The sequence below is a fragment of the Stenotrophomonas sp. GZD-301 genome, from assembly GCF_049310345.1.
GTDB lineage: Bacteria > Pseudomonadota > Gammaproteobacteria > Xanthomonadales > Xanthomonadaceae > Stenotrophomonas.
Window position 1 is genome coordinate 16058 of record NZ_JBMOWY010000074.1, and the last position, 19663, is coordinate 35720.

The window sequence follows — 19663 nt, forward strand, 5'->3', positions numbered from 1 at the left end:
CACTGGTACAAGGAACGACCCCGATGAAATCACTGGCCTCCCGCCTGCTGTGTATGCTGGCGCTTGCCCTCCTGCCCGTCTGGAGCGCCACCGCGTCTCCATATCCTGAGAACACGGAGAACTGGGCCGTCAATTCGGCATGGATCAAGGAGCTTCCCCGGGATGAGCAGACCATCGTGCTCGTCACCCTGGCGCTGGAGCTATCAACGCATGCCGATCAGACGCTTCTTCCCGCCGTCAAAGACCCAGCGGGAATGCGATGGGTCCTGAAAGTCTCTGGCAATGGCAACCACATGCTGATGGACATTGCCACTCGGTCCGATACCCTGCGTGCGATCTTCAGAGACAAGGCCGATGCCTATCTCAATGTCATCAATGGCCGTATGAGCGCCGATGCGTTCTCCCAGGCGATGGACGCGATCAACACGCGTATCGACGTCGCCACCACCAACATCACCGCTCAGGATATCGCGCGTGTCCGGGCCGCGTACCGCACACGGATTGCGGAAACCGAGACCACCCTGATCGCCTATGCAAAACTCCGTTCCACCTAACGGCCTGAATCAAGGACGCCGGCCCGCGGTCAGATCACCCTCAGCGTGATCGCCTTCAGCACGGCGCGGGTCCGGTCGCGCGTGCCCAGCTTGTCGAGGATGGTGGAGACGTAGTTTTTCACCGTGCCCTCGGCCAGGAACAGGCTGCGCGCGATTTCCTTGTTCGAGTAACCACCGGCCAGCAGCCGCAGGATCGCCACCTCCTTCTCGCCGAAGGTGTCGCTGGGCGGCGCCTCATCGTGGAAGCGGTAGCGCGCGCGCACCGGGTCGGTGCTGACCGGCAGCAGCAGGGTGTCGCCACGCGCCACCCGGACGATGGCGTCGTGCAGGTCTTCCGGTGCGGCATCCTTGAGCATGAATCCCTGCGCGCCCGCCTCGCTGGCACGCAGCAGCAGGTCGCTCTCATCGAAGGTGGTGAGCAGCAGCCAGGGCGTGCGATCGCCACGGGCGCGCAGCTGCTGCAGCGCCTGGATGCCGTCCATGCCCGGCATGCGGATGTCGCTGAGCACCACGTCCACCGGCTGGGTCTGCAGGCCGTCCAGCAGCGCCTGGCCATCCTCGGCTTCCAGCACCACCTGCACGCCCAGGCCCTGCAGCAACGCGCGCAGGCCGGCGCGGACCAGCGCCTGGTCGTCGGCCAGGGCCACGCGCAGCGGCACCGCGCTCATGCCGGCACCCGCGCGGTGAGGTGCATGCCGCCGGCATCGGTGCGGGCAATCTCCAGCTGCCCCTGCAGTTCAGCCAGGCGCTCGCGCATGCCGGTGATGCCGTTGCCTTCACGGATGCGCTCGGTGCGCTGGCCGTCGTCGCGGATGTCGATACGCACGCAGTGATCTTCCTTGTCGATGTCCAGCCATACCGTCGCGGCATCGCCGTGCCGGGCCGCGTTGGTGAGCGCCTCCTGGGCCAGCCGCAGCACGGCATCGGCCACCAGCGGGTTGGTGATACGCACCTGTTCGGCGATGCGCAGGCGCAGCCCCGGCCGCGGAAACGGGGCGGCCAGCGCCTGCAGCGCGGTGGCCAGGTCCAGCCCGCGATCATCGCGCATGGACTGCACCACCTGCCGGATATCGCCGAGCAGTTCACCGGACAGGCGCTCGGCCAGCAGCAACGGCTCACGCCCCGCCAGCAGGGGCTCGGTGGCCAGTGCGCGCAGGTTCAAGCGCATCGCCGTGAGCTTGTGTCCGGCGACGTCGTGCAGTTCGCGGGCCAGCCGCAGCCGTTCGGCATCGCGGGCGCCATCGGCCAGCAGCGCGCGCGTGGCCAGCAGGTCGGCGTTGACGCGGACCAGTGCATCGCGGGCCTGTTCGGCGCTGCGCGCGTAGTGGGCGGTAAGCGCCGCGAAGGCCTGGAAGCCGGCGTAGATCGCCACGATCAGCAGCGGATGACTGAACCCACTGTGGCGCAGCACCAGGTACAGGCTGACGTTGAGCGCCAACGTGGTGGCCAGCACCGCGCGCGGTGGCCAATGCTCGGCGAGATGCGCCACCAGCACCACCAGCAGCACCGGCACGGTCCCTACGCGCGGCTCCAGCCAGGCCAGCCACAGCGCCAGCAGCGCCTGCAGCACATCGCTCGCCAGGCGCAGCGGCGAGCGCGCCGGCAGGTGGTCGTAGGCCAGGAACAGAACGATGAACGCACCGAGCACGCCCCAGCGCAGCGCGCCGTTGGCGTCGGATGGAAGGCCCAGCGACAGCCCCACCCCCAGGATGGTGAGCAGGCCGGCCAGGCTGAGCGGGCTGATAAGGGTGCGCAGGAAAGTAGGCATGCCGCATGCTGCCCGCCCAGTGCCCTGCACGGCAATGGGCCGCACGCAGAAAGTGACTTCCGGCACTGCGGATCGATGACCACTGGGCATGGGGCTGCGGCCACCTGCTGGGCAGACTGGCTCCACACCCACCGGAGCTACCGCCATGATCCGCACCGTCCTGTTCTGCCTTCCGTTCGCCGGCCTGCTGCTGGCCACCTCCGCCTCCGCCGGCGATCTGCAGGTCGACCTGCAGGGCATCCGCGTCCACACCGGCACCGTCCGCCTGGCGCTGGTGGACAGCGCCGACGGGTGGGACGGCAAGGCCGCCCCGGTGCAGGGGCAGACGCTGACCCCGGACGCCGATGCGGCGCACGTAGTGTTCAAGAGCCTGCCCGCCGGCGACTACGCGGTGCTGGTCACCCACGACGAGAACGACAACGGCAAGCTCGATACCAACGTCGTCGGCATCCCGGTGGAAGGCTACGGCTTCAGCAACAACCCGAAGGTGCAGCGCAAGCCCACCTTCGCCGAGGCCCGCGTGCACGTGCCGGCCAGCGGTGCGTCCATCACCATCGCGCTGCGCTGATCCCGCGTCTTCCGCTCGCCGCCCCGCCGCCCCGCCGCCCCGCCGCCACCGAGATTCCTGCATGGACCGCCGCCGTTTCCTCCGCTCGCTGCTGTCGGCCACCACCACCGCCGTGATCGGCGCCAGTGCGCTGCGCAGCCTGCCTGCCTTCGCCGGCGATGCCGCCCACTTCGCCGCCGCCCGCGACCAGCACCCGTGGCTGACCGGCTGGCGCAGCGTTACCACCGAGACCCTGGGCCCGGCCACGGTGCCGTTGCAGGGCCGCCTGCCGGCGGGCCTGGCCGGCACGCTGTACCGCAACGGCCCGGCCTGGACCGAACGCAACGGCTTCCGCTACGACCACTGGTTCGACGGCGACGGCATGGTCCACGGCTGGCACTTCAACGGCGATGGCACCCTCACCCACCGTGCGCGCATGGTGGCCACGCCCAAGTTCACCCGCGAGCAGAAGGCCGGGCGCTTCCTGTATCCAGCCGCCGGCACCGTGGTGCCGGACGTGCAGCCGGTGCGCAACAACGACGATGCCAACGCCGCCAACACCTCGGTCATCCGCATCAACGGCCGCCTGTTCGCGCTGTGCGAGGCCGGCTCGGCGTTCGAACTGGATCCGGATGAACTGACCACACTCGGCCCGACCACCTGGCGCGCCGACCTCGCCACCGTGCCGTTCTCGGCACACCCGCTGGTGGACCGTGACGGCACGGTATGGAACTTCGGCTCGCTGTCGCTGCTCGGCGGCACCGGCCTGCTGGTCTGGAAGATCGGTGCGGACGGCCAGCTGGGCTCGGCCAGCGTGCTCGATACGCCGTTCATGGGCTACCTGCACGCGTTCGCCATGACCGACACGCACCTGGTCTTCATGCTGATGCCGTTCGACTACAAGGAAGACGGCGGCGCCTTCTTCGAGCGCCTCCGCTTTGCCCCGGACCGCGCGTGCCGCATCGCGGTGGTGCCCAAGGCCGCACCGGACACGGCGCAGTGGTTCGAGGCGGCGTTCACGGCCGCCTACCATTTCGGCGATGCCTTCGAGCGCAACGGCCGCATCGTGATGCGCACCGTGCGCCACGACAACATGGACGAGGCGCGTTCGCCGATGCACGAGGCGATGGCCGGCGATGCCGCGCACGCGGTCAATTCCAACGCGACGCTGCGCGAGCTGCACCTGGACCTGCGCACCGGCAAGGCGCACTGGGAAGACACCGGCATCCAGGGCATCGAGTTCCCGCTGTTCGATACCCGCAGTGCCGGCAACCGCGGCGCACGTCTGTACGCCCCGGCCATGCAGGGCGAAACCACGGCGCCGTACTTCAATGCGGTGGCCGGCTACGACGTGGCCCGCGGCCGCCGCGAGGTGCATCGCTATGGCCGCGACATCCTCGCCGAAGAACACGTGTTCGTGCCGCGCCCGGGCAGCCGCAACGCCGACGACGGCTGGCTGGTCGGCACCCTGCTCGACGCAGCCAACCAGCGCAGCGGCATCGCCGTGCTGGATGCCCAGCGCATCGACGAGGGCCCGGTGGCACAGGCGTGGCTGCCGTACGCGGTACCGCTGGGCTTCCACGGTACGTTCGCCGCGCAGGGGTGAGCGCGTCGCTCAGTCGCCCGCGGCCACCGCCCACCGCGTGCCTTGGCGATTGAAGCGGACCACGCGCATGCCCCCACTGCGGTCGCAGTAGCGGTCCAGCACCATCGCCAGCGCCGGGCCATCCGGCGCTTGGACCACGCCCCGGCTGATGCGGATCAGGTGCCCCATGCGCGCCGATGGCACCGCGCACGCGCCGGCGAACGCATTGTCGGCCGTCGCGTCCAGGCGGGTGACGCCCGGGAGATGCGGATCGCGGTTATGCGTGCGTATCTGCGTCTGGCGATCGAGCACCTGCTGCAGCGCCAATGGCAGGCGGTGGTCGGCGGCATCGACCAGCGCGCCCGTCCGTTCCACGGCGAGATACTCCTGCGCATCGCAGGGGCCGGCGGCGTCAACGGCGCAGAAGGCCGCGGCCCGGGTGTCGAAGTAGAGCGCTTCATGGACCGCATGGCCGGCAATGACCTGCGGCGGGCGACGCAGGACGTGCGCCAGATAGGTACGGACCAGGTCGGCCTGCAGCGCCTCGTCAGCCAACCGCACCGACCGCCGTGCATCGCGGTCGCGGACATGCCCGGCGACCAGCGGCCATGCCATCGCCGCCGCGCACACCAGTACAAGCGCGCAGGCGGCCCCGAGCACCCGCGCCGGCGCGATGCCTGCCAGGCGCGCGCGACGGAACGTCGGCTTCGGAGGCGGGATCACAGCCAACGCCGCACCTGCCGGCAGTACCGGGCATAGCCCGGGAAGCGCCGCGCCAGCGCGCGCTCTTCCGGCTGGATCTGGAAGCGGGCGACGAACAGCAGGAAGGCCGGCAGGGCGATCAGGGCGAGCGCATTGCCGAGATGGAGGGTCCACCCGGCCAGGATCAGCGCATGCCCCAGATACATCGGGTTGCGTGTGTAGCGGTAGATGCCCGCCGTCACCAGTTGGGTGGACGCGGCGGGACGCAGCGGGTTGACCGTGGTGCCGGCGCGACGGAACGCGCGCTTGGGCAGCAGGTTCAGGGCAAGGCCGAGCACGGCAACCGCGAGGGCAAGCGCGGTCTGCAGCGGCACATCGAAGGCGAATGCCGGCGCGCACCTCGCCACCCCCAGCGCGGCCAGGCCGAGCAGCAGCATGACGATGGGGGGTGGAATGCGGGTTTCAAGCCAGTGCATGCCGCGCCTTATGTCTGCACATCGTGTCTGTGTCGCTGCTCACGGCGGACCGTGGCAATACACGAATGAACCCCTGGGTTTGTAGATATTGCTGTCGCGCGAGCGCCTCGATGATCGCCTCCGGCAGGGAGGCGACATCTTTCCGAATCAAGCCACGGTGGCCTCTTGGGAGAGCACGACATCGTCTCCCTCAGAGCGCTTCTTCGCCTGGCTTTTCGCATTCTTCGACGCTGCTTTTCGAATGCGCTGCTGAGCGTCCTTGACCTTCTCGCCGTCGAGCACTTCCCGTTTCAATATGTCATTGTTGAGCAGCTCGACAATTGCCTCTGACTCGATCCGGAGCTCCGGGAACAAGCGGCGCAGCTCACGACGAATCACGGAAACGACGGGTTCACCCAGCACAACCTGCGCTACGGTGAATTTGTTGAGAACCGAGATGTGCTGGTGGTAAAGCCCCATCGCGTCCGAGGTAATCCCCTCCCTGCACAGCAGAAAGAGGCGACGCTGGTCCTCTTCATTTTTCAGATTGATATCTGCAATACAGAAGGACGAAACAAGCTCGTACTCGATCGGCTGACCAAATTTGATCCGATAGAGGCGCCATTCCAGCGCATTGGTCAGCACAATCCATTCGACGCCTTCGTGAGCACCGTAGTTGATGGCCTGACGAAGATGCGTTTCATTAAGTGCCAACGCAGCGGCTTTTACTTCAATCAAGACACGGATCTTTCCGTCAATCTTGACTGCCAAATCGCAGAAGGTCCCGCGGATCTGTTGCTCGCTGGTCAATTCGTTGTACTTGTCGTACCCGAAGACCTCGGCAAGCATATCCTTGACCAGGGTAACTGTATCGGCTTCTGAAACATCTCTTGTCTTATGCGATGCCGCGACCGCGACCAGAGATTTCACCGTGGCAGGCCACCTGTCCAGAACCTTCTTCGGAATCTTCAACATACCCCCCCCTTCCTTTGGCAGTTACTCCATAGTGGCGTGTTGGGGAAGTGAGCGCAACGGACCGACTCAGGCCCTGTCCGCATCAGTCGGCGATGAGCCGCACATTCTGTTTTCGCTCTGTGCGGGCCTCGGCACTCTCCAACATGCAGCGTTGGCTTCCATCCACGTCATGGCCGCACCGCACGACGGCACCGGACCCATCGGGTCCGATGCCGCAGCAGGCATCACGGTGTTGCGGCAGGGTCACCGGCGGCGCGGATCGACCATGTCGGCTGCGCTGCGGGCGAACGTCAGCGGGGTGGCGTCCACCACCGCATCGCCTACGGGGCGGCCGGCCAGGAAGTCGACGATGCTGCGGGCGATGGTGGGGTTGCCCACCCACATCTCGTTGTCGTGCGCGGCGTTGCGCACCAGCAGCGAGCGGTGGTTGGACAGCCCCGGGCGCAGTGCGTCGGCGTTGGCCGGCGGCGTGCGCCCGTCGAGGGTGCCGCTGATCAACAGCACCGGCACGTCACTGCGCAGCGGCGCGCGGAACCCCTCGCCGAGGTCGACCAGACCGAGGCCGTCGCCCAGCGACGGGAACGGAACGTTCATCGCGTCGCCGAACAGGCTCTGGCGCGCCTGTGCCTCGGCCAGCGCGCGGCGCTGCGGGCTCTGCCCGGAGGCCACGTCCATCGCCAGCGACATCGCATTGGACGAACCGTACTGGCTGCGCAGCATCACTACCAGGTCGGCCAGCGGATCGTAGTTGCCCTGCTCCGCCTCGCGCAGCACCATCGGCAACCACTGCTGGGTCATGCGCTGGCCCAGCGACAGGGCGATGGCCAGCTGGCCGTCGAACGCGCCGATCATGACGGTGCGCCCGTCCTGCATGCGGCTGGTGCCCCGGCGCGGCTGTTCGCGCAGCGCCGCCAGCACACGCACCGCCGACCCCTGCAGATCCTCGACACCGGCCGGCTTGGCCACCGCCGCCAGTTCGCCGAGCAGTGCGTCGGCTGCCAGCGGCAGCTTCAACGTATCGTCCGGCCCTTCGACGCCCATCAGCACCACGCGCTCCAGTCCGTCGCCGTGCAGGCGCATCGTGGCCAGCGCCAGGTGGGTGCCGTAACTCATGCCCCACAGACTGATCCGGGGCACGCCCAGTGCCTGGCGCAGCGCGTCCAGGTCGCCCGCGCTCTCCACGGTGGTGTACGCGGCCAGGTCCACGCCCGCCTCGCGCCAGTACGCAACACAGCGCGCGGTGGTGGCGCGCAGCGTGGCAAGCATGGCCTCGCGCTGCAGCGGCTGGGCGTCGTCGAAACGGTCCTGGTAGGGGCACTCCGGCGGCGGTTCGGAGGCGCCGGCGCCCCGTTGGTCGAGCAGCAGCACGTCGGCCTCGCGGCGCACCTGGTCGAACACCGGCCAGCGCGGTCCGCGCGCGGTTCCGATTCCCGAGCCGCCGGGGCCACCGGCCAGATACACCACCGGTGCGGCACTGCCGTCGCCGCCGGTCGCACGCAGACGCACCACGCGCAGCCGCATGCGCGGCCCCTGCGGCTGGTCATGGTGACGCGGCACGTCCAGGTAGGTGGCTTCGGCGGCGATGCTGCCGTGCCCCTGGGTGACCAGCTCGTAGGGCTCGAACACCAGCGACGTCGGCGCATCACCGGCCAGTGCGGGCAGTGCAGTGGCGAGGGCCAGGCACAGCGCCGCCAGGCGGGCGGCCGGTGCCACGGTGGCCGCGAACGGGGCACGGCGACGCAGGCAGGACAGGAACATCGGGACGGTACGCATGGCGGGCTCCGGGGTGGGTGGATGGGTTCGACGCCAGCATCGCGTCCCGGGTCCGGGTGCGGGCGGGGCCGTCGGTCCAACGTCTCCAAACGGGGGCCCAGTGTCTCCACGCACCCGATACGATGGACGCATGCACATCGTCCGCACCCTGACCGCCCTCGTCGTCCTGCTCGCTGCCGTCGCGGCATGGTTGTCGGTCGCGGGCCCACCGCCGCAGACGGTGTTCCTGCAGCCCGCCGCGATGGCACCGGCGACGGTGGCCGCGTCGGGCCGCATTCCGGCAACCCCGCCGGAGGGGCTGGACTGGCGCCCGCTCGATCAACGCCTGCTGGCCGGCTGGCGCGGTCCCTACTGGCTGCGCTGGCAGGTACCGGCCGCAGCAGCCGGCACCACCGACCGGGCGCTGCGTCTGTCGCTGCGCGCCGCCAGCCAGCCGTACTGGAACGGGCAGCCGTTGGCCCCCAACGGCGTGGTGGGCAGCACGGCCGCGCAGGAGCGGCCCGGCCGTGTGGATGTGCTGCGCGTGCTGCCCGCCGCATCGGGCAACGGCGGCGACACGCTGGTGGTGCTCGCCTCCAGCCACCAGCCGGGGTGGCGGCTGCACAGCGCCGATGCGTTCATCGCCGTGGGGCCGGTGGCGTCGCTGTACGGCCATCCCGTTGCGCCGTGGCTGATCGCGGCACTGGCCACCGGCGCGCTCGCTGCGGCGTGTCTGTATTTTCTGGCCGCGCAGCACGGGCGGCCGCGCGTTCCCGGCGCCCGCCTGCTGCTCGCGCTTGGCGTGGTGGGACTGGCCTTGCCGGTGGTCGAAGCCTGGCGCCCCCTCTTCGGTTACCCGTACCCGTGGCATGCACCGCGCCTGCTGGCACTGCAGGCGCTGCACCTGGCCGGCGCGGTCCTGCTGCCCGCCTATCTCGCCCGGCGCTTTGCTGTGGCGGTACCGGTCGGCGTACGCCTCGCCTACGTGGCCACGCTGCTGGCCGTGATCGCGTTCGTGCCGGGCTTCGATGGCCGTGGCGCAGCCCTGTTGCTGCTGAGTCTGCTCAGCGCGACCGCGTTGCTGCTGCGCGCCCGCGGCGAGCCGGACGAGCGCTGGCCGATCCTGACGTTGGTGCTGGCCGGCGCGCTGGCCATTCCGCTGTTGGGCGGCGCCTTCCTGGATGGGCCCTACTTCCTGTTCCTGGCCGTGCTGATGGGCTTCCTGCTGCTGCGCCACGCCGCCCAGCTGCGGGCGCTGGACCAGCACAACGCGCTTCTGCGGGAGGAGCGCGCGCGGCTGTCGCTGCAGCTGCTGCAGCGGGGCATCCAGCCGCACTGGCTGATGAACACCCTGACCTGCCTGCAGGAGCTGATCGAGCAGGCGCCGATGCGCGCCAGCCGGCTGGTCGAATCGCTGGCCGAACAGTTCGACCGCCTGCGCGAGAGCAGCAGCCGGCAGACGGTGCCGCTGGAGGAAGAGCTGGCGCTGTGCCGCAATCATCTGGACATCGTGGGCCAGGCCCTCGACCGCCCGCTGCGCCTGGACGTGGATGCCGACTCTGTCGGGCTGTGGCTGCCGCCGGGCGTACTGCATGCCCAGGTCGAGAACGCCCTGACCCATGCCGGTGCGGTGGCCTGCGCGCAGCACCCGTTCCGCCTGCGCGTGCAGCGCGACGGCCAGCGCTGGACCCTGGAACTGCGCAGCGCGCGCGGCTCGGCACCGCATCGCGGCCACGGCACCGGCACGCGCTACATCGAGGCCAGCCTCGCGGCGGCCTGCCCGGGGGGCTGGCGCTTCGTGCAGGGGGCCGACGGCGCGGACTGGTGCGGACGGATGGAACTGACATGCGCATCCTGATCGTCGAGGACGAACTGCTGGTGCGCCAGCGCCTGCTGCGCCTGTGCACCGAGCTGGCCGGTACGCGAGCGCGCTTCGACGCGGTTGCCGATCTGGACGCGGCCGGCGACCGCCTCGCGCGCAGTGTCTACGACGGCCTGCTGCTGGACCTCAACCTCGGCGGCGAAGACGGTTTCGACCTGCTGCGCCGCGCGGTCGCCGGGCGCTACCACTGCGTGGTGGTGTCGGCCCACCGCGACCGTGCGCTGCAGGCCTTCGAGCATGGCGTGCTGGACTTCGTGCCCAAGCCGTTCTCGCGCGAACGTCTGGGCCAGGCCCTGGAGCGCCTGCTCGACGTGGGCCGCTACCGTGCGGGCGGCGCGCGGTATCTCGGCATCTGGCGCGCGCAGGGGACGGCGCTGGTGGAACTGGCCGAGGTGCAGTGGATCCGTGCCGATGGCGATTACAGCGAACTGCGCCTGGCCAACGGGCGCAGCGAGCTGCACGACAAATCCCTGGCCAGCCTGACCGCCGTGCTGCCGCCGGACTTCGTGCGCTGCCATCGCTCCTACCTGGTCAATCTGCGTCACGTGCGCACGCTGCATGCCGGCTCGGGCAGCCGCTACTGGCTGGTGCTCAACGATGGTGCGGAACTGCCGGTAGGGCGCGCGCACGTGGCCGCGCTGCGCGGAGAGCTGGCGCTGGGCTGAGCGCTGCCGCTCGTGCCGGCCCGGTCAACGCCGCGCGGGCGTTCTCCGGCTCAGGCCGATGCGGACGCCGAGCCAGGCACCGGCCGCCGCGCTGAAGAGCGAGTAGGCCACCGGGGCGGCATTCCAGCGCACCAGCTCGCTCAGCGGCGCCTCGGGCGCCACGCGATGCAGGAAGCCGAACGCGAGCGCCCAGTAGATGGCGTGGATGGCGACCGCCATGCCCACGAATGCGTCGCGGCGCGCCACGGCGCCACCGCACAGACACAGCACGAACCCCAGCAGCCCCGCCCAGAGATCGGCCATCTGCAGCGCACCTCCCGTTCGGGCCTGCACGGCGATGCCGAAAAATTCGGTCGCCACCACCGTGGGCAGCACCATGATGCAGATCGCCATGATCAGTCGCATTCCCGTCTCCGTTGATCCCACGTCGCGCGGGCTCAGTTGCCGCACGGCAGCGGGCTGCCGGGCGTCAGCCGCCACCCCGCCGCGTGCCGCCCCAGCCGCCAGCCTTCATTGAGGGTCAGTGTCCAGCCGGGCCCCGTCCACGCGGCGCCACAGCCGTCCACCGCGCCACCCTGCACGCTCACCAGCGACCACTCCTTCAACAGCAATCCGCCGGCAGGCGCGGTCAGCTCGCCCCACGCATCGCGCACGGTGATCGGCAGATACACCGTGCCGATGTCGTCGAGCGGGAACAGCGTGCGTGGATCGAACGACACCGACGGCTGGCGCAGCGGCAGCCTGACCGCCTCCTCGCCGAGGAACCGCACGCGGTAGTCGGCGCTGCGCTGCTCACGCTGCGTGGCGCGCACCCGCTCTTCGCTACGCACTGCCGCCAATCCATACGCGCTGCCGACCTGCCCGGTGTCTGTCGGCAGCGCGCCGATCCGCCGGGCCAGCAGCGTGGGCAGATCCGCGTCGGCCGGCAGGCCGCTGCGCCACTGTGGCGACCAGCGGTCGAGCAGAAGCCCGTACGCCGGGCCCGTTGCATACGCGGCGGAGCGCACGAAGCTCCCGGCAGTGTCGGCCTTGTCCAATGCCGCCACCACGGCAGGTGCGGCATCGCCCTCGCTTCCCGCTGCGGCCACCACGCGACCGGTGTACTCGGCCAGCCCCTCGTTGCGTTCCACGCGCGCCTCTTCCGCCAGCGCCTGGATGCCGGGCACCGCCGCGCCCGACCGCTGCGCCCGGAAGGCCACGGCAGCGGCGGCATGGCGCCGCGCGTCCGCCTCGTCGTCCGCAGAAAGGGCCTGTGCCAGCGCGCGCAGTTCCAGGCGCAACCAGGTGCGGCCAGCCTCGCTGTCCAGGTGCGCGGTATCACCTTCGGACGACGGCAGGCCCAGCGCGGCCTGCGCGCAATGCCACTGTTCGTGCCAGTAGAGTGTGGCCAGTCCATCGCGGTCAGCCGGCAGTGGCAGCAGCAGCAGGACGGTCGGCGTGCCCGCGAGCGCGATGCAGGTATTGGCCGGCGGTTGATCCCTGCGCAGCGCCACGGCCGCGACCCTGCCGGTCGTCGGGTCACGGCGCCAACTCGTTGCCGACGCCCGGTCATGCACGATCACCGGCGCGTGCAGCGGCACGCCCCACAACCGCTCGGCGGCACGCGTCGATGCAGGTGTGTCGGCGATGGCGGCAATGCGGTGCACCGCTTGCTCGATCCCGGCGGGCGGCACCTGTGCGATGGCCGGAAACGCCAGCGCGCCCCAGCCGGCGATGGCGGCGGCAATGCGTCCGGTGCCGGAGCACCACTGACGCGTCTTCTTCCCTGGCCAACCTGCGTTCGACGTCCTTGTCATGATCCGCGCGCATCTCCCTGAAGGCGTGGTGGATGGTGCTGCGGCTCAGGCTAGCGCCCGCGCCGCACCGTGGCAACGATCAGACGCTCCAGCTCCGCTTCGGCGGCCGGCTGCGCCACCACGCCGGCGGCCACCGCGTCGGACAGCGATTCGGCGGCGCCCAGGATCGCCCAGAAACCCGCGACCGGCACGCGCCCCTCGGGCGCGAAGCCATCGAGCCACTCCGCGCACTTGGCGATGAAGTCCTGCTGGTAGCGCCGCTTCACCTGCAGCAGTTCCGGCGAGCCGGCCAGCGCGGCGAGAATGCCCTGGATCTCGCTGCCCTGTGAAAGCACGCAATCGATGTAGCCGCCCGCAATGGCGTGCGCCCGGTCCTTCAACTGCACCTTCGCCGCGCCGATGCGCTCGTCGAAAACGACAGTCTGGCGCGCGTCGTAATCCTGGTAGAGCGCGGCCAGCAGACCGTTGCGGGTCACGAAGTGGTCGTACGCTACCGGCTTGGTGACGCCTGCCGCCTCGGCCAACCGCCCCAGCGAGAGCGCATCGGTGCCTTCGGCGCCCACCAGTGCCCAGGCCACATCGAGCAGCTGGCGGGCGCGTTGTTCGCGCGGCAGGCGGCGGCGGGGTGGCTCAGGGCGTGCAGGCATCGAGAAAGGTCATGCGGCGGCGGACACCCCAATGGTACGTCCGATGTCGGCCGCGGTACGCAGGTGCGCCTCGGCAGCGCCACTGTCCGCATCGAGCAGCAGCGTGGACGACAGCACGCGGGCACCGCAGTAGTCGAAGATGCCCATGTCGATCTGCGTCTTCATCGCCGCGCCGTAGCCGCGTCGCTCGATCATCTCCGCGCCGGCGCCGCCCAGCCCCACCAGATGCACCTGCAGGCGCTGCAGCTTCTTGGTCACCTTGCCATCGGGGTTGTCGGCGTAAGCCCAGCCCTGGGTGAACACACGGTCGATCCAGCCCTTCAGCAGCGCCGGGAACGACCACCAGTACAGCGGATAGACCAGCACCAGCGCGTCGGCGCGATCAAGGCGCGCATGTTCGGCGGCCACATCGGCCGGCGCGGCCGCCGTCTGGTGGAACAGCGCGTTGTCGGCCGGGTTGAAGCGGGGGTCGAAGCCCTCCGCGGCGAGATCGGCGATCTCCACCGTGTTGCCGGGGCCGGCGGCAAGGACGGCATCACCGATGCGGTGCGCTACCGCATGGGTCAGCGAACCGGGGTTGGGATGGGCTACAACGATCAGACTGTGCATGGAGTGGACTCTCTGGAAGACGTTACCTACTAAAAGTAACATCGGATATCCGCAGGACCAGCGCCGCCGGCGGAACGCTGTTTCTGCCTCCCGGCTTCATCCCGGCCACACACACGCCCCTTCATGGCCTCATGCGCCCGGCCCACGCTGGGCACCCTCCACCTTCGAGGGGTTCCCGTGTCGTCCATCGCTGGCCATGCGGCCGCCGGCATCACCGCGTATCTGTGCTGCAACCGCTGGGCGTGCGCGCGTTCGCGCTGGGCGGTGCTGCCGTTCGTGTTCCTGGCGATCTGCCCTGACCTGGACTACCTGGCCGTGTGGCTGCTCGGCTATGCCGCCGCGCCGCGCGTCACGCACAGCATCGCCTTCGCGCTGGCGGCCAGCCTGCTTGTGCACCTGCGCACGCGCCGGCACACCTCCGCACGCCTGCCGGCCGCGTGGCTGATGGCCGCGAGCCTGTCGCATCCGCTGATGGACCTGCTGGTCGGCGCCCATCCGGTGCCGCTGTTCTGGCCCGTGGGCAGGGAGGTCGCCGTTGCAGTCGGCGTGCTTCCCAGCGCGGGCGCACTGGCCCCGGGCAACTACTATCTGTGGCGCAACCTGATCATTGAACTCGGGGTGTTGCTGCCGCCATTCGCGCTGGGGGTGGCGGTGACCCGGCAGGCCACGCCGCGCCGGGTCCTGGCCTGGGCCGTTGGCATCGCGCCGGTCTGGGTGGCGTTCCTGGTCGTCTCGCTGGGTCTGGCCCGCTGAGCACGTGTTTTAAAAGGTTCAGCCGCCCAATCTCCCGCCGCCCAATCCTCTTCGCGTAATTCAAACGCTCGATTGAAACACGCGCAACTTCGCCGAACTGGACACGATCAGCAGGTTCCGCCAGACTGCCGCCCTTTCCCGTCGTTCGGCACTCATGGCGAAACTGCTGGTCCTGCATGGCCCCAACCTCAACCTGCTCGGCACCCGCGAGCCGGGGGTGTATGGGCACACCACGCTGGCGCAGATCGACCAGGCCCTGCTGGCCCAGGCGCAGGCCGCCGGGCACGCGGTGGACGCCCTGCAGTCCAATGCAGAGCACGTGCTGGTGGACCGGGTGCAGGCCGCCCGTACCGATGGCACCGCGTTCATCCTGATCAACCCGGCCGCGTTCACGCATACCTCGGTGGCCCTGCGCGATGCGCTGGCGGCGGTGGACGTGCCGTTCATCGAGATCCACCTGTCCAATCCGCATGCACGCGAGCCCTTCCGCCAGCACAGCTATTTCAGCGACAAGGCGGTCGGGGTGATCTGTGGGTTTGGTGCGGACAGTTATCGCTATGCGATGGATGCGGCGCTGACCCGGCTGGCGGCCGCCTCCGCGTGATGACACTGCCGCGTGTCCTCGCCAGCGTCGTGCTGTGGGGCTGCCTGAGTGGCGCCGCCATCGCCGGCGACCGCGAGGACGAGGGCATCGACTGCGCGCACCCGGTCACCACGATGGAGAGCGACCTGTGCGCCTCGGACGTGGCTGCCGCCGCCGACGTCACGCTCAACACTGTGTACGCGCAGGCGCGCCGCCAGCTGCGTACCCCGGAAAACGGCGGCACCTGCAGCTATTGCGGCACCGCCGAGCAAGAGCTGGTGGTGGCACAGCGGGCCTGGGTGCAGCTGCGCGACCACGACTGCCAGGCGGTGTATGCGCTCAATTCCGACGGCACCGCCCGCAACGGCGCGCAGATGCGCTGCCTGACCACCCACGCGCGCGACCGTACCCGGCAGCTGCGCGACTTCTACGAATTACGTTGACCCGAGCGCAACGCGCTTCCCACCACACTGACACCACGAGCTGAAGAGGCCCCTATGGATCTCCGTAAAATCAAGAAGCTGATCGACCTGCTGGAAGAGTCGAACCTCGCCGAAATCGAAATCAAGGAAGGCGAAGAGTCCGTGCGTCTGTCGCGCGCCCCGGTCTCCGGCTACGGCATGGTCCAGGCCCAGCCGCAGATGATGATGGCGCCGGCCCCGGCCCAGCAGGCCGCCCCGGCGATGCCGATGCAGTCGCCCACCGAAGCCTCCACCGGCGGCACCGCCAAGCCGGGCAATGCCCTGCCGGACGGCCACGTGCTGCGCGCGCCGATGGTCGGCACCTTCTACGCCTCGTCGTCCCCGGACAAGCCGGCCTTCGTCACCGTCGGCCAGCAGGTCAAGGCCGGTGACACGCTGGCCATCATCGAAGCGATGAAGATGTTCAACCCGATCGAGGCCGATGTCTCCGGCACCATCGTCGCCATCCTGGGCGAAAACGGCCAGCCGGTCGAATTCGACCAGCCGCTGTTCGTGATCGGCTAAGGATCCGTCCATGCTCGACAAAGTCGTTATTGCCAACCGAGGGGAAATCGCGCTGCGCATCCTGCGCGCGTGCCACACCCTGGGCATCCGCACGGTGGCCGTGCATTCCACGGTCGACCGCAATCTCAAGCACGTGGCGATGGCCGACGAGTCGGTCTGCATCGGTCCGGCGCCGTCCTCGGAGAGCTACCTCAACATTCCGGCCCTGATCGCCGCGGCTGAAGTCACCGACGCCCAGGCCATCCACCCGGGCTACGGCTTCCTGTCGGAGAACGCCGACTTCGCCGAGCGCGTGGAAGAGTCCGGTTTCATCTTCATCGGCCCCAAGGCCGACACCATCCGCCTGATGGGCGACAAGGTCGAAGCGATCCGCGCGATGAAGGCCGCCGGCGTGCCGTGCGTGCCCGGTTCGGGCGGCCCGCTGGGCGACGACATCGTGGCCAACACCAAGATTGCCCGTGAGATCGGCTACCCGGTCATCATCAAGGCAGCCGGTGGTGGTGGCGGTCGCGGCATGCGCGTGGTGCATGCCGAAGCATCGTTGAAGGCCGCCATCGAGACCACCAAGTCCGAAGCCAAGGCCGCTTTCAGCAACGACCAGGTGTACATGGAGAAGTTCCTGGAGAATCCGCGTCACGTGGAGATCCAGGTGCTGGCCGATGGCCAGGGCAACGCCATCCACCTCGGCGAACGCGACTGCTCGATGCAGCGCCGCCACCAGAAGGTGGTGGAAGAAGCGCCAGCACCGGGCATCACCCCCGAACTGCGCGAGCAGATCGGCAAGGTGTGCGTGGAAGCCTGCATCCGCATCGGCTACCGCGGCGCGGGTACCTTCGAGTTCCTGTACGAAGACGGCCGTTTCTACTTCATCGAAATGAACACCCGCGTGCAGGTGGAACATCCGGTGACGGAAATGGTGACCGGCATCGACCTGGTCTGCGAGCAGCTGCGCATCGCTGCCGGCCAGAAGCTGAGCATCAAGCAGAGCGACGTGGTGCTGACCGGCCACGCGATCGAGTGCCGCATCAACGCCGAAGACGCTGAAACCTTCGTGCCGAGCCCGGGCCAGATCACCGCCTTCCATCCGCCGGGTGGCCCTGGCGTGCGCGTGGACACCCACATCTACAGTGGTTACCGCGTGCCGCCGAACTACGACTCGATGATCGGCAAGCTGATCGTGCACGGCCCGGATCGCGAGACCGCGATCGCGCGCATGCGCGTGGCGCTGAGCGAACTGGTCGTGGACGGCATCAAGACCAACGTCGCGCTGCAGCAGCGCATCATGCGCGACAAGGGCTTCCAGGCCGGTGGCCAGAACATCCACTACCTGGAAAAGCGCCTGGCCGAACGCAAGAACAAGTCGATCGCGTTGACCTGATCGACGGCGTCCTGCAACACAGCAGAAAGGCGGGGATATCCCCGCCTTTTTGTTTGCCTGGACGCCGCCCTGCCTCAGCGCAGCAGCGCGATCAGCAGCAGGATCGGAATCGGGATGCCCAGCATCCACAGCAGCAGATATTTCATGGTTGCGTCTCCTCGTTGAACGTCGGGGTCACAGGTCGCGGCGGCGGCCGCCCCAGGTGGCGAACAGGCTGGCGCTGAAGGCACCGATCAGCAGCGTGATGAACAGCCACAGCGCGGCGTAGGCCGTGGCCTTGCGCGCGTCGTCGGCGGCCTGCTTGGCCTCCGCCTTGGCCTTCTCCAGCGCGGCGCGCAGACGGGTCTGCATGTCGGCCACGCGTGCCTGCGCCTCGGTCTGGCTCAGCCCGGTATGCGCGGCCACCAGCTGGGACAGGTACTGCGTATCGGCCGGGTCCATGCTGTTGGACGTCAGGCTGTTGACCACGATCCGGTTGACCTCGGCACGTACCTCATTGCCACGACCGGGGCCCGGTCCGGGACCACGCTCGGCGCCTGCCATCGGGCGCGGCGGCGGCGGCGCGAGGGTACCCGGTGCGACAGCCGCCTGGGCCGGATCGGCCGGGGCCGCCGGCGCCATCGGCGCTGCCGGTGCGCCCGGCGTGGGGCGGAACAGGCCATCGACCCAATACTGCAGGTCGCCGTTGTCGCCGCCCGCCGCAGTACCGGACGCCATCGCGGCCAGGCCACCGGCGGTGGTGGCGGCGGCACCGGCAGACGCGCCGGCCACCTTGGCACCCGCGCCCAGCACGCCGCCGATGGCGGTGGTGAGCAGCCCGGCGGTCAGCAGCGTCGCCACGGACCACGACAGGAACCCATGCGCGGTATCGCGGAAGTAGGTCTCATCGCCGTGCAGATTGCTCCAGCGGCTGCGCAGCCGCCCGGCGAGATAGCCACCGAGTCCGGACGCGGCAATGGCGGTAAATGTCAGCCAGGCGATGCTCGACCAGCCGAACGTTTCGGCGCTGACCCCTTCGTACGCCCACGGCGATACCGATGACAGCCCGAGGCCGACGCCCAGGATCAACAGCACCAGCGACAGCGCGGCCGCCGCGGCGGCACCGGCAAAGATCGCGGCCCAGGACACGGCATTGTCGCGCGGCGGTTCGATCACCGGCGCAGGCGTGACCACTGCGACCGTCGCAGTGGCATGGGGTTCGGGGAGGGCATGATCGCCTCGGATATTCATTCGACGGGGTCTCCAGCAGAGGTGCTGCGGATGCAGCCAACACCGTCAGGCTGCGCGTCGATGCGTGAAATACCCGAGAGCTGTGGGAGAAGATCGCGTCAGGACAGCGCGTCGATGAACGCGGCGACCGTCGCTGCGGCAGCCTCCGGACGCGCCTGCAGCAGCAGGTGCGGGCCCGCGAGCCACGTCGTGTCCTGCGCCGGCAGCAGCGCGGACACGTGACGCTGGCAGCGTGTGGGCAACAACCGGTCATCGGTGGCATGCAGGCACAACGTGGGCACGCGCAGCGCGGATGCGCAGCTGGCGACGTCAACCCCGAGCGCGGCCACCGCGCGCGTGCGCAACACATCGGCATGTACGCGCGACAGCGCAGCCGCCAAGGCGTCACGCAGCGCGGGCGTGCTCCAGCGCCCGAGCAGCAGCCAGGACAGCGCGCCCATCGGCAGCGTGCGCACCGGTGCCCAGTACAGAAGGGATTGCAGACGCCGCCACGCATACCAGGGCGAGCGCGCGAACGTCGTGGACAGAACCAGGCCGCGCAGGCGCGCCGGGTGCGCAGCGGCGATCCTCAGGGCCAACGGGCCGGAGAACGACTCGCCGAGCAGCACATACTCGCCCTCCGCGGGCAGTGCCGCCTGCACGATGTCGGCCAGTGCGTCGTAACCCAACGCGCGGTCCACCGGATAGGCGATCACCGTGGTGGCGATGCCGTGACGCTGCATCGCCGCAGTGAACGCCCACTGCTGGGTGCCGGTGGCATCCAGCCCGGGCAATACCACCAGACGCGCCGGTCGAC

Annotated in this window: 22 protein-coding genes; 10 read left to right on the plus strand and 12 right to left on the minus strand. The window is 69.4% G+C overall.

The annotated features are described in order from the left end of the window. Window positions 1-23: 23 nt before the first annotated feature. The gene (locus ACO6VK_RS18480) at window positions 24-554 is read left to right on the plus strand and encodes a hypothetical protein (RefSeq protein WP_422509672.1); all 531 of its coding nucleotides are present in this window, start codon (window positions 24-26) and stop codon (window positions 552-554) included. A gap of 29 nt (window positions 555-583) precedes the next feature. Here ACO6VK_RS18480 and ACO6VK_RS18485 read toward each other — a convergent pair whose 3' ends face one another. Beyond that, a complete protein-coding gene (locus tag ACO6VK_RS18485; protein ID WP_422509674.1) occupies window positions 584-1222 on the minus strand; it encodes a response regulator in 639 nt (212 codons plus the stop codon). Beyond that, complete coding sequence (locus ACO6VK_RS18490) at window positions 1219-2469, minus strand: sensor histidine kinase (protein ID WP_422509676.1); 1251 nt, start codon at window positions 2467-2469, stop codon at window positions 1219-1221. The genes ACO6VK_RS18485 and ACO6VK_RS18490 overlap by 4 nt, the downstream gene beginning before the upstream one ends. On the opposite strand from ACO6VK_RS18490, the gene ACO6VK_RS18495 reads away from it, so the two are divergent. Together ACO6VK_RS18495 and ACO6VK_RS18500 are read left to right on the plus strand one after the other, a co-directional pair. Then, window positions 2468-2890, plus strand: a complete 423-nt coding sequence (locus ACO6VK_RS18495; protein ID WP_422509678.1) for a DUF2141 domain-containing protein — start codon at window positions 2468-2470, stop codon at window positions 2888-2890. The two genes, ACO6VK_RS18490 and ACO6VK_RS18495, sit on opposite strands and share 2 nt — an antisense overlap. A 61-nt stretch (window positions 2891-2951) precedes the next feature. Next, window positions 2952-4475, plus strand: coding sequence for a carotenoid oxygenase family protein (locus tag ACO6VK_RS18500; RefSeq protein ID WP_422509680.1), 1524 nt, complete (start codon window positions 2952-2954; stop codon window positions 4473-4475). A gap of 9 nt (window positions 4476-4484) precedes the next feature. Here the strand turns inward: ACO6VK_RS18500 and ACO6VK_RS18505 are convergent, their stop codons facing one another. The 4 genes from ACO6VK_RS18505 to ACO6VK_RS18520 all read right to left on the minus strand — a co-directional run bounded on the left by ACO6VK_RS18505 (window position 4485) and on the right by ACO6VK_RS18520 (window position 8359). Continuing rightward, the gene (locus ACO6VK_RS18505; protein ID WP_422509682.1) at window positions 4485-5177 is read right to left on the minus strand and encodes a hypothetical protein; all 693 of its coding nucleotides are present in this window, start codon (window positions 5175-5177) and stop codon (window positions 4485-4487) included. Next, a complete protein-coding gene (locus ACO6VK_RS18510) occupies window positions 5174-5632 on the minus strand; it encodes a methyltransferase family protein (RefSeq protein ID WP_422509684.1) in 459 nt (152 codons plus the stop codon). The genes ACO6VK_RS18505 and ACO6VK_RS18510 overlap by 4 nt, the downstream gene beginning before the upstream one ends. A gap of 147 nt (window positions 5633-5779) precedes the next feature. Next, window positions 5780-6586, minus strand: coding sequence for a type I restriction enzyme HsdR N-terminal domain-containing protein (locus tag ACO6VK_RS18515; RefSeq protein ID WP_422509686.1), 807 nt, complete (start codon window positions 6584-6586; stop codon window positions 5780-5782). 243 nt (window positions 6587-6829) lie between these two features. Further along, a complete protein-coding gene (locus ACO6VK_RS18520) occupies window positions 6830-8359 on the minus strand; it encodes an alpha/beta hydrolase (protein WP_422509688.1) in 1530 nt (509 codons plus the stop codon). Window positions 8360-8489: 130 nt separating this feature from the next. Between ACO6VK_RS18520 and ACO6VK_RS18525 the strand changes: the two genes are divergently transcribed. Together ACO6VK_RS18525 and ACO6VK_RS18530 are read left to right on the plus strand one after the other, a co-directional pair. Then, the gene (locus ACO6VK_RS18525; protein ID WP_422509690.1) at window positions 8490-10196 is read left to right on the plus strand and encodes a histidine kinase; all 1707 of its coding nucleotides are present in this window, start codon (window positions 8490-8492) and stop codon (window positions 10194-10196) included. Continuing rightward, window positions 10184-10885, plus strand: a complete 702-nt coding sequence (locus ACO6VK_RS18530) for a LytTR family transcriptional regulator DNA-binding domain-containing protein (RefSeq protein WP_422509692.1) — start codon at window positions 10184-10186, stop codon at window positions 10883-10885. The genes ACO6VK_RS18525 and ACO6VK_RS18530 overlap by 13 nt, the downstream gene beginning before the upstream one ends. Before the next feature lie 24 nt (window positions 10886-10909). Here ACO6VK_RS18530 and ACO6VK_RS18535 read toward each other — a convergent pair whose 3' ends face one another. The 4 genes from ACO6VK_RS18535 to ACO6VK_RS18550 are packed head-to-tail and all read right to left on the minus strand — an operon-like array spanning window position 10910 to window position 13937. Next, the gene (locus tag ACO6VK_RS18535; protein WP_422509694.1) at window positions 10910-11290 is read right to left on the minus strand and encodes a hypothetical protein; all 381 of its coding nucleotides are present in this window, start codon (window positions 11288-11290) and stop codon (window positions 10910-10912) included. A gap of 32 nt (window positions 11291-11322) precedes the next feature. Next, complete coding sequence (locus ACO6VK_RS18540) at window positions 11323-12681, minus strand: hypothetical protein (RefSeq protein ID WP_422509696.1); 1359 nt, start codon at window positions 12679-12681, stop codon at window positions 11323-11325. Between the two features lie 50 nt (window positions 12682-12731). Continuing rightward, the gene (locus ACO6VK_RS18545) at window positions 12732-13328 is read right to left on the minus strand and encodes a TetR/AcrR family transcriptional regulator (protein ID WP_422509698.1); all 597 of its coding nucleotides are present in this window, start codon (window positions 13326-13328) and stop codon (window positions 12732-12734) included. Between the two features lie 9 nt (window positions 13329-13337). Continuing rightward, window positions 13338-13937, minus strand: coding sequence for an NAD(P)H-dependent oxidoreductase (locus ACO6VK_RS18550; RefSeq protein WP_422509700.1), 600 nt, complete (start codon window positions 13935-13937; stop codon window positions 13338-13340). A gap of 177 nt (window positions 13938-14114) precedes the next feature. On the opposite strand from ACO6VK_RS18550, the gene ACO6VK_RS18555 reads away from it, so the two are divergent. The 5 genes from ACO6VK_RS18555 (at window position 14115) to accC (ending at window position 17637) form a co-directional block, all read left to right on the plus strand. After that, entirely contained in the window at window positions 14115-14690 is a 576-nt protein-coding gene (locus ACO6VK_RS18555; RefSeq protein WP_422509702.1) for a metal-dependent hydrolase, read from the plus strand. 154 nt (window positions 14691-14844) lie between these two features. Continuing rightward, window positions 14845-15294: a type II 3-dehydroquinate dehydratase gene (gene aroQ / locus ACO6VK_RS18560; protein WP_422509704.1), complete on the plus strand. Its 450-nt coding sequence runs from the start codon at window positions 14845-14847 to the stop codon at window positions 15292-15294. Then, on the plus strand, window positions 15294-15716 hold the full coding sequence (locus ACO6VK_RS18565; protein WP_422509706.1) for a lysozyme inhibitor LprI family protein: 423 nt from the start codon (window positions 15294-15296) through the stop codon (window positions 15714-15716). Before aroQ ends, ACO6VK_RS18565 begins: the two co-directional genes overlap by 1 nt. A gap of 54 nt (window positions 15717-15770) precedes the next feature. Next, window positions 15771-16259, plus strand: a complete 489-nt coding sequence (gene accB, locus ACO6VK_RS18570; protein WP_422509708.1) for an acetyl-CoA carboxylase biotin carboxyl carrier protein — start codon at window positions 15771-15773, stop codon at window positions 16257-16259. Between the two features lie 10 nt (window positions 16260-16269). Beyond that, window positions 16270-17637, plus strand: coding sequence for an acetyl-CoA carboxylase biotin carboxylase subunit (gene accC / locus ACO6VK_RS18575; RefSeq protein ID WP_411852359.1), 1368 nt, complete (start codon window positions 16270-16272; stop codon window positions 17635-17637). A gap of 174 nt (window positions 17638-17811) precedes the next feature. On the opposite strand, the gene ACO6VK_RS18580 is transcribed toward accC, so the two are convergent. Further along, window positions 17812-18867, minus strand: coding sequence for a hypothetical protein (locus ACO6VK_RS18580; RefSeq protein WP_422509710.1), 1056 nt, complete (start codon window positions 18865-18867; stop codon window positions 17812-17814). A gap of 98 nt (window positions 18868-18965) precedes the next feature. Then, the gene (locus ACO6VK_RS18585; protein ID WP_422509712.1) at window positions 18966-19646 is read right to left on the minus strand and encodes an alpha/beta fold hydrolase; all 681 of its coding nucleotides are present in this window, start codon (window positions 19644-19646) and stop codon (window positions 18966-18968) included. Between the last annotated feature and the right edge of the window lie 17 nt (window positions 19647-19663).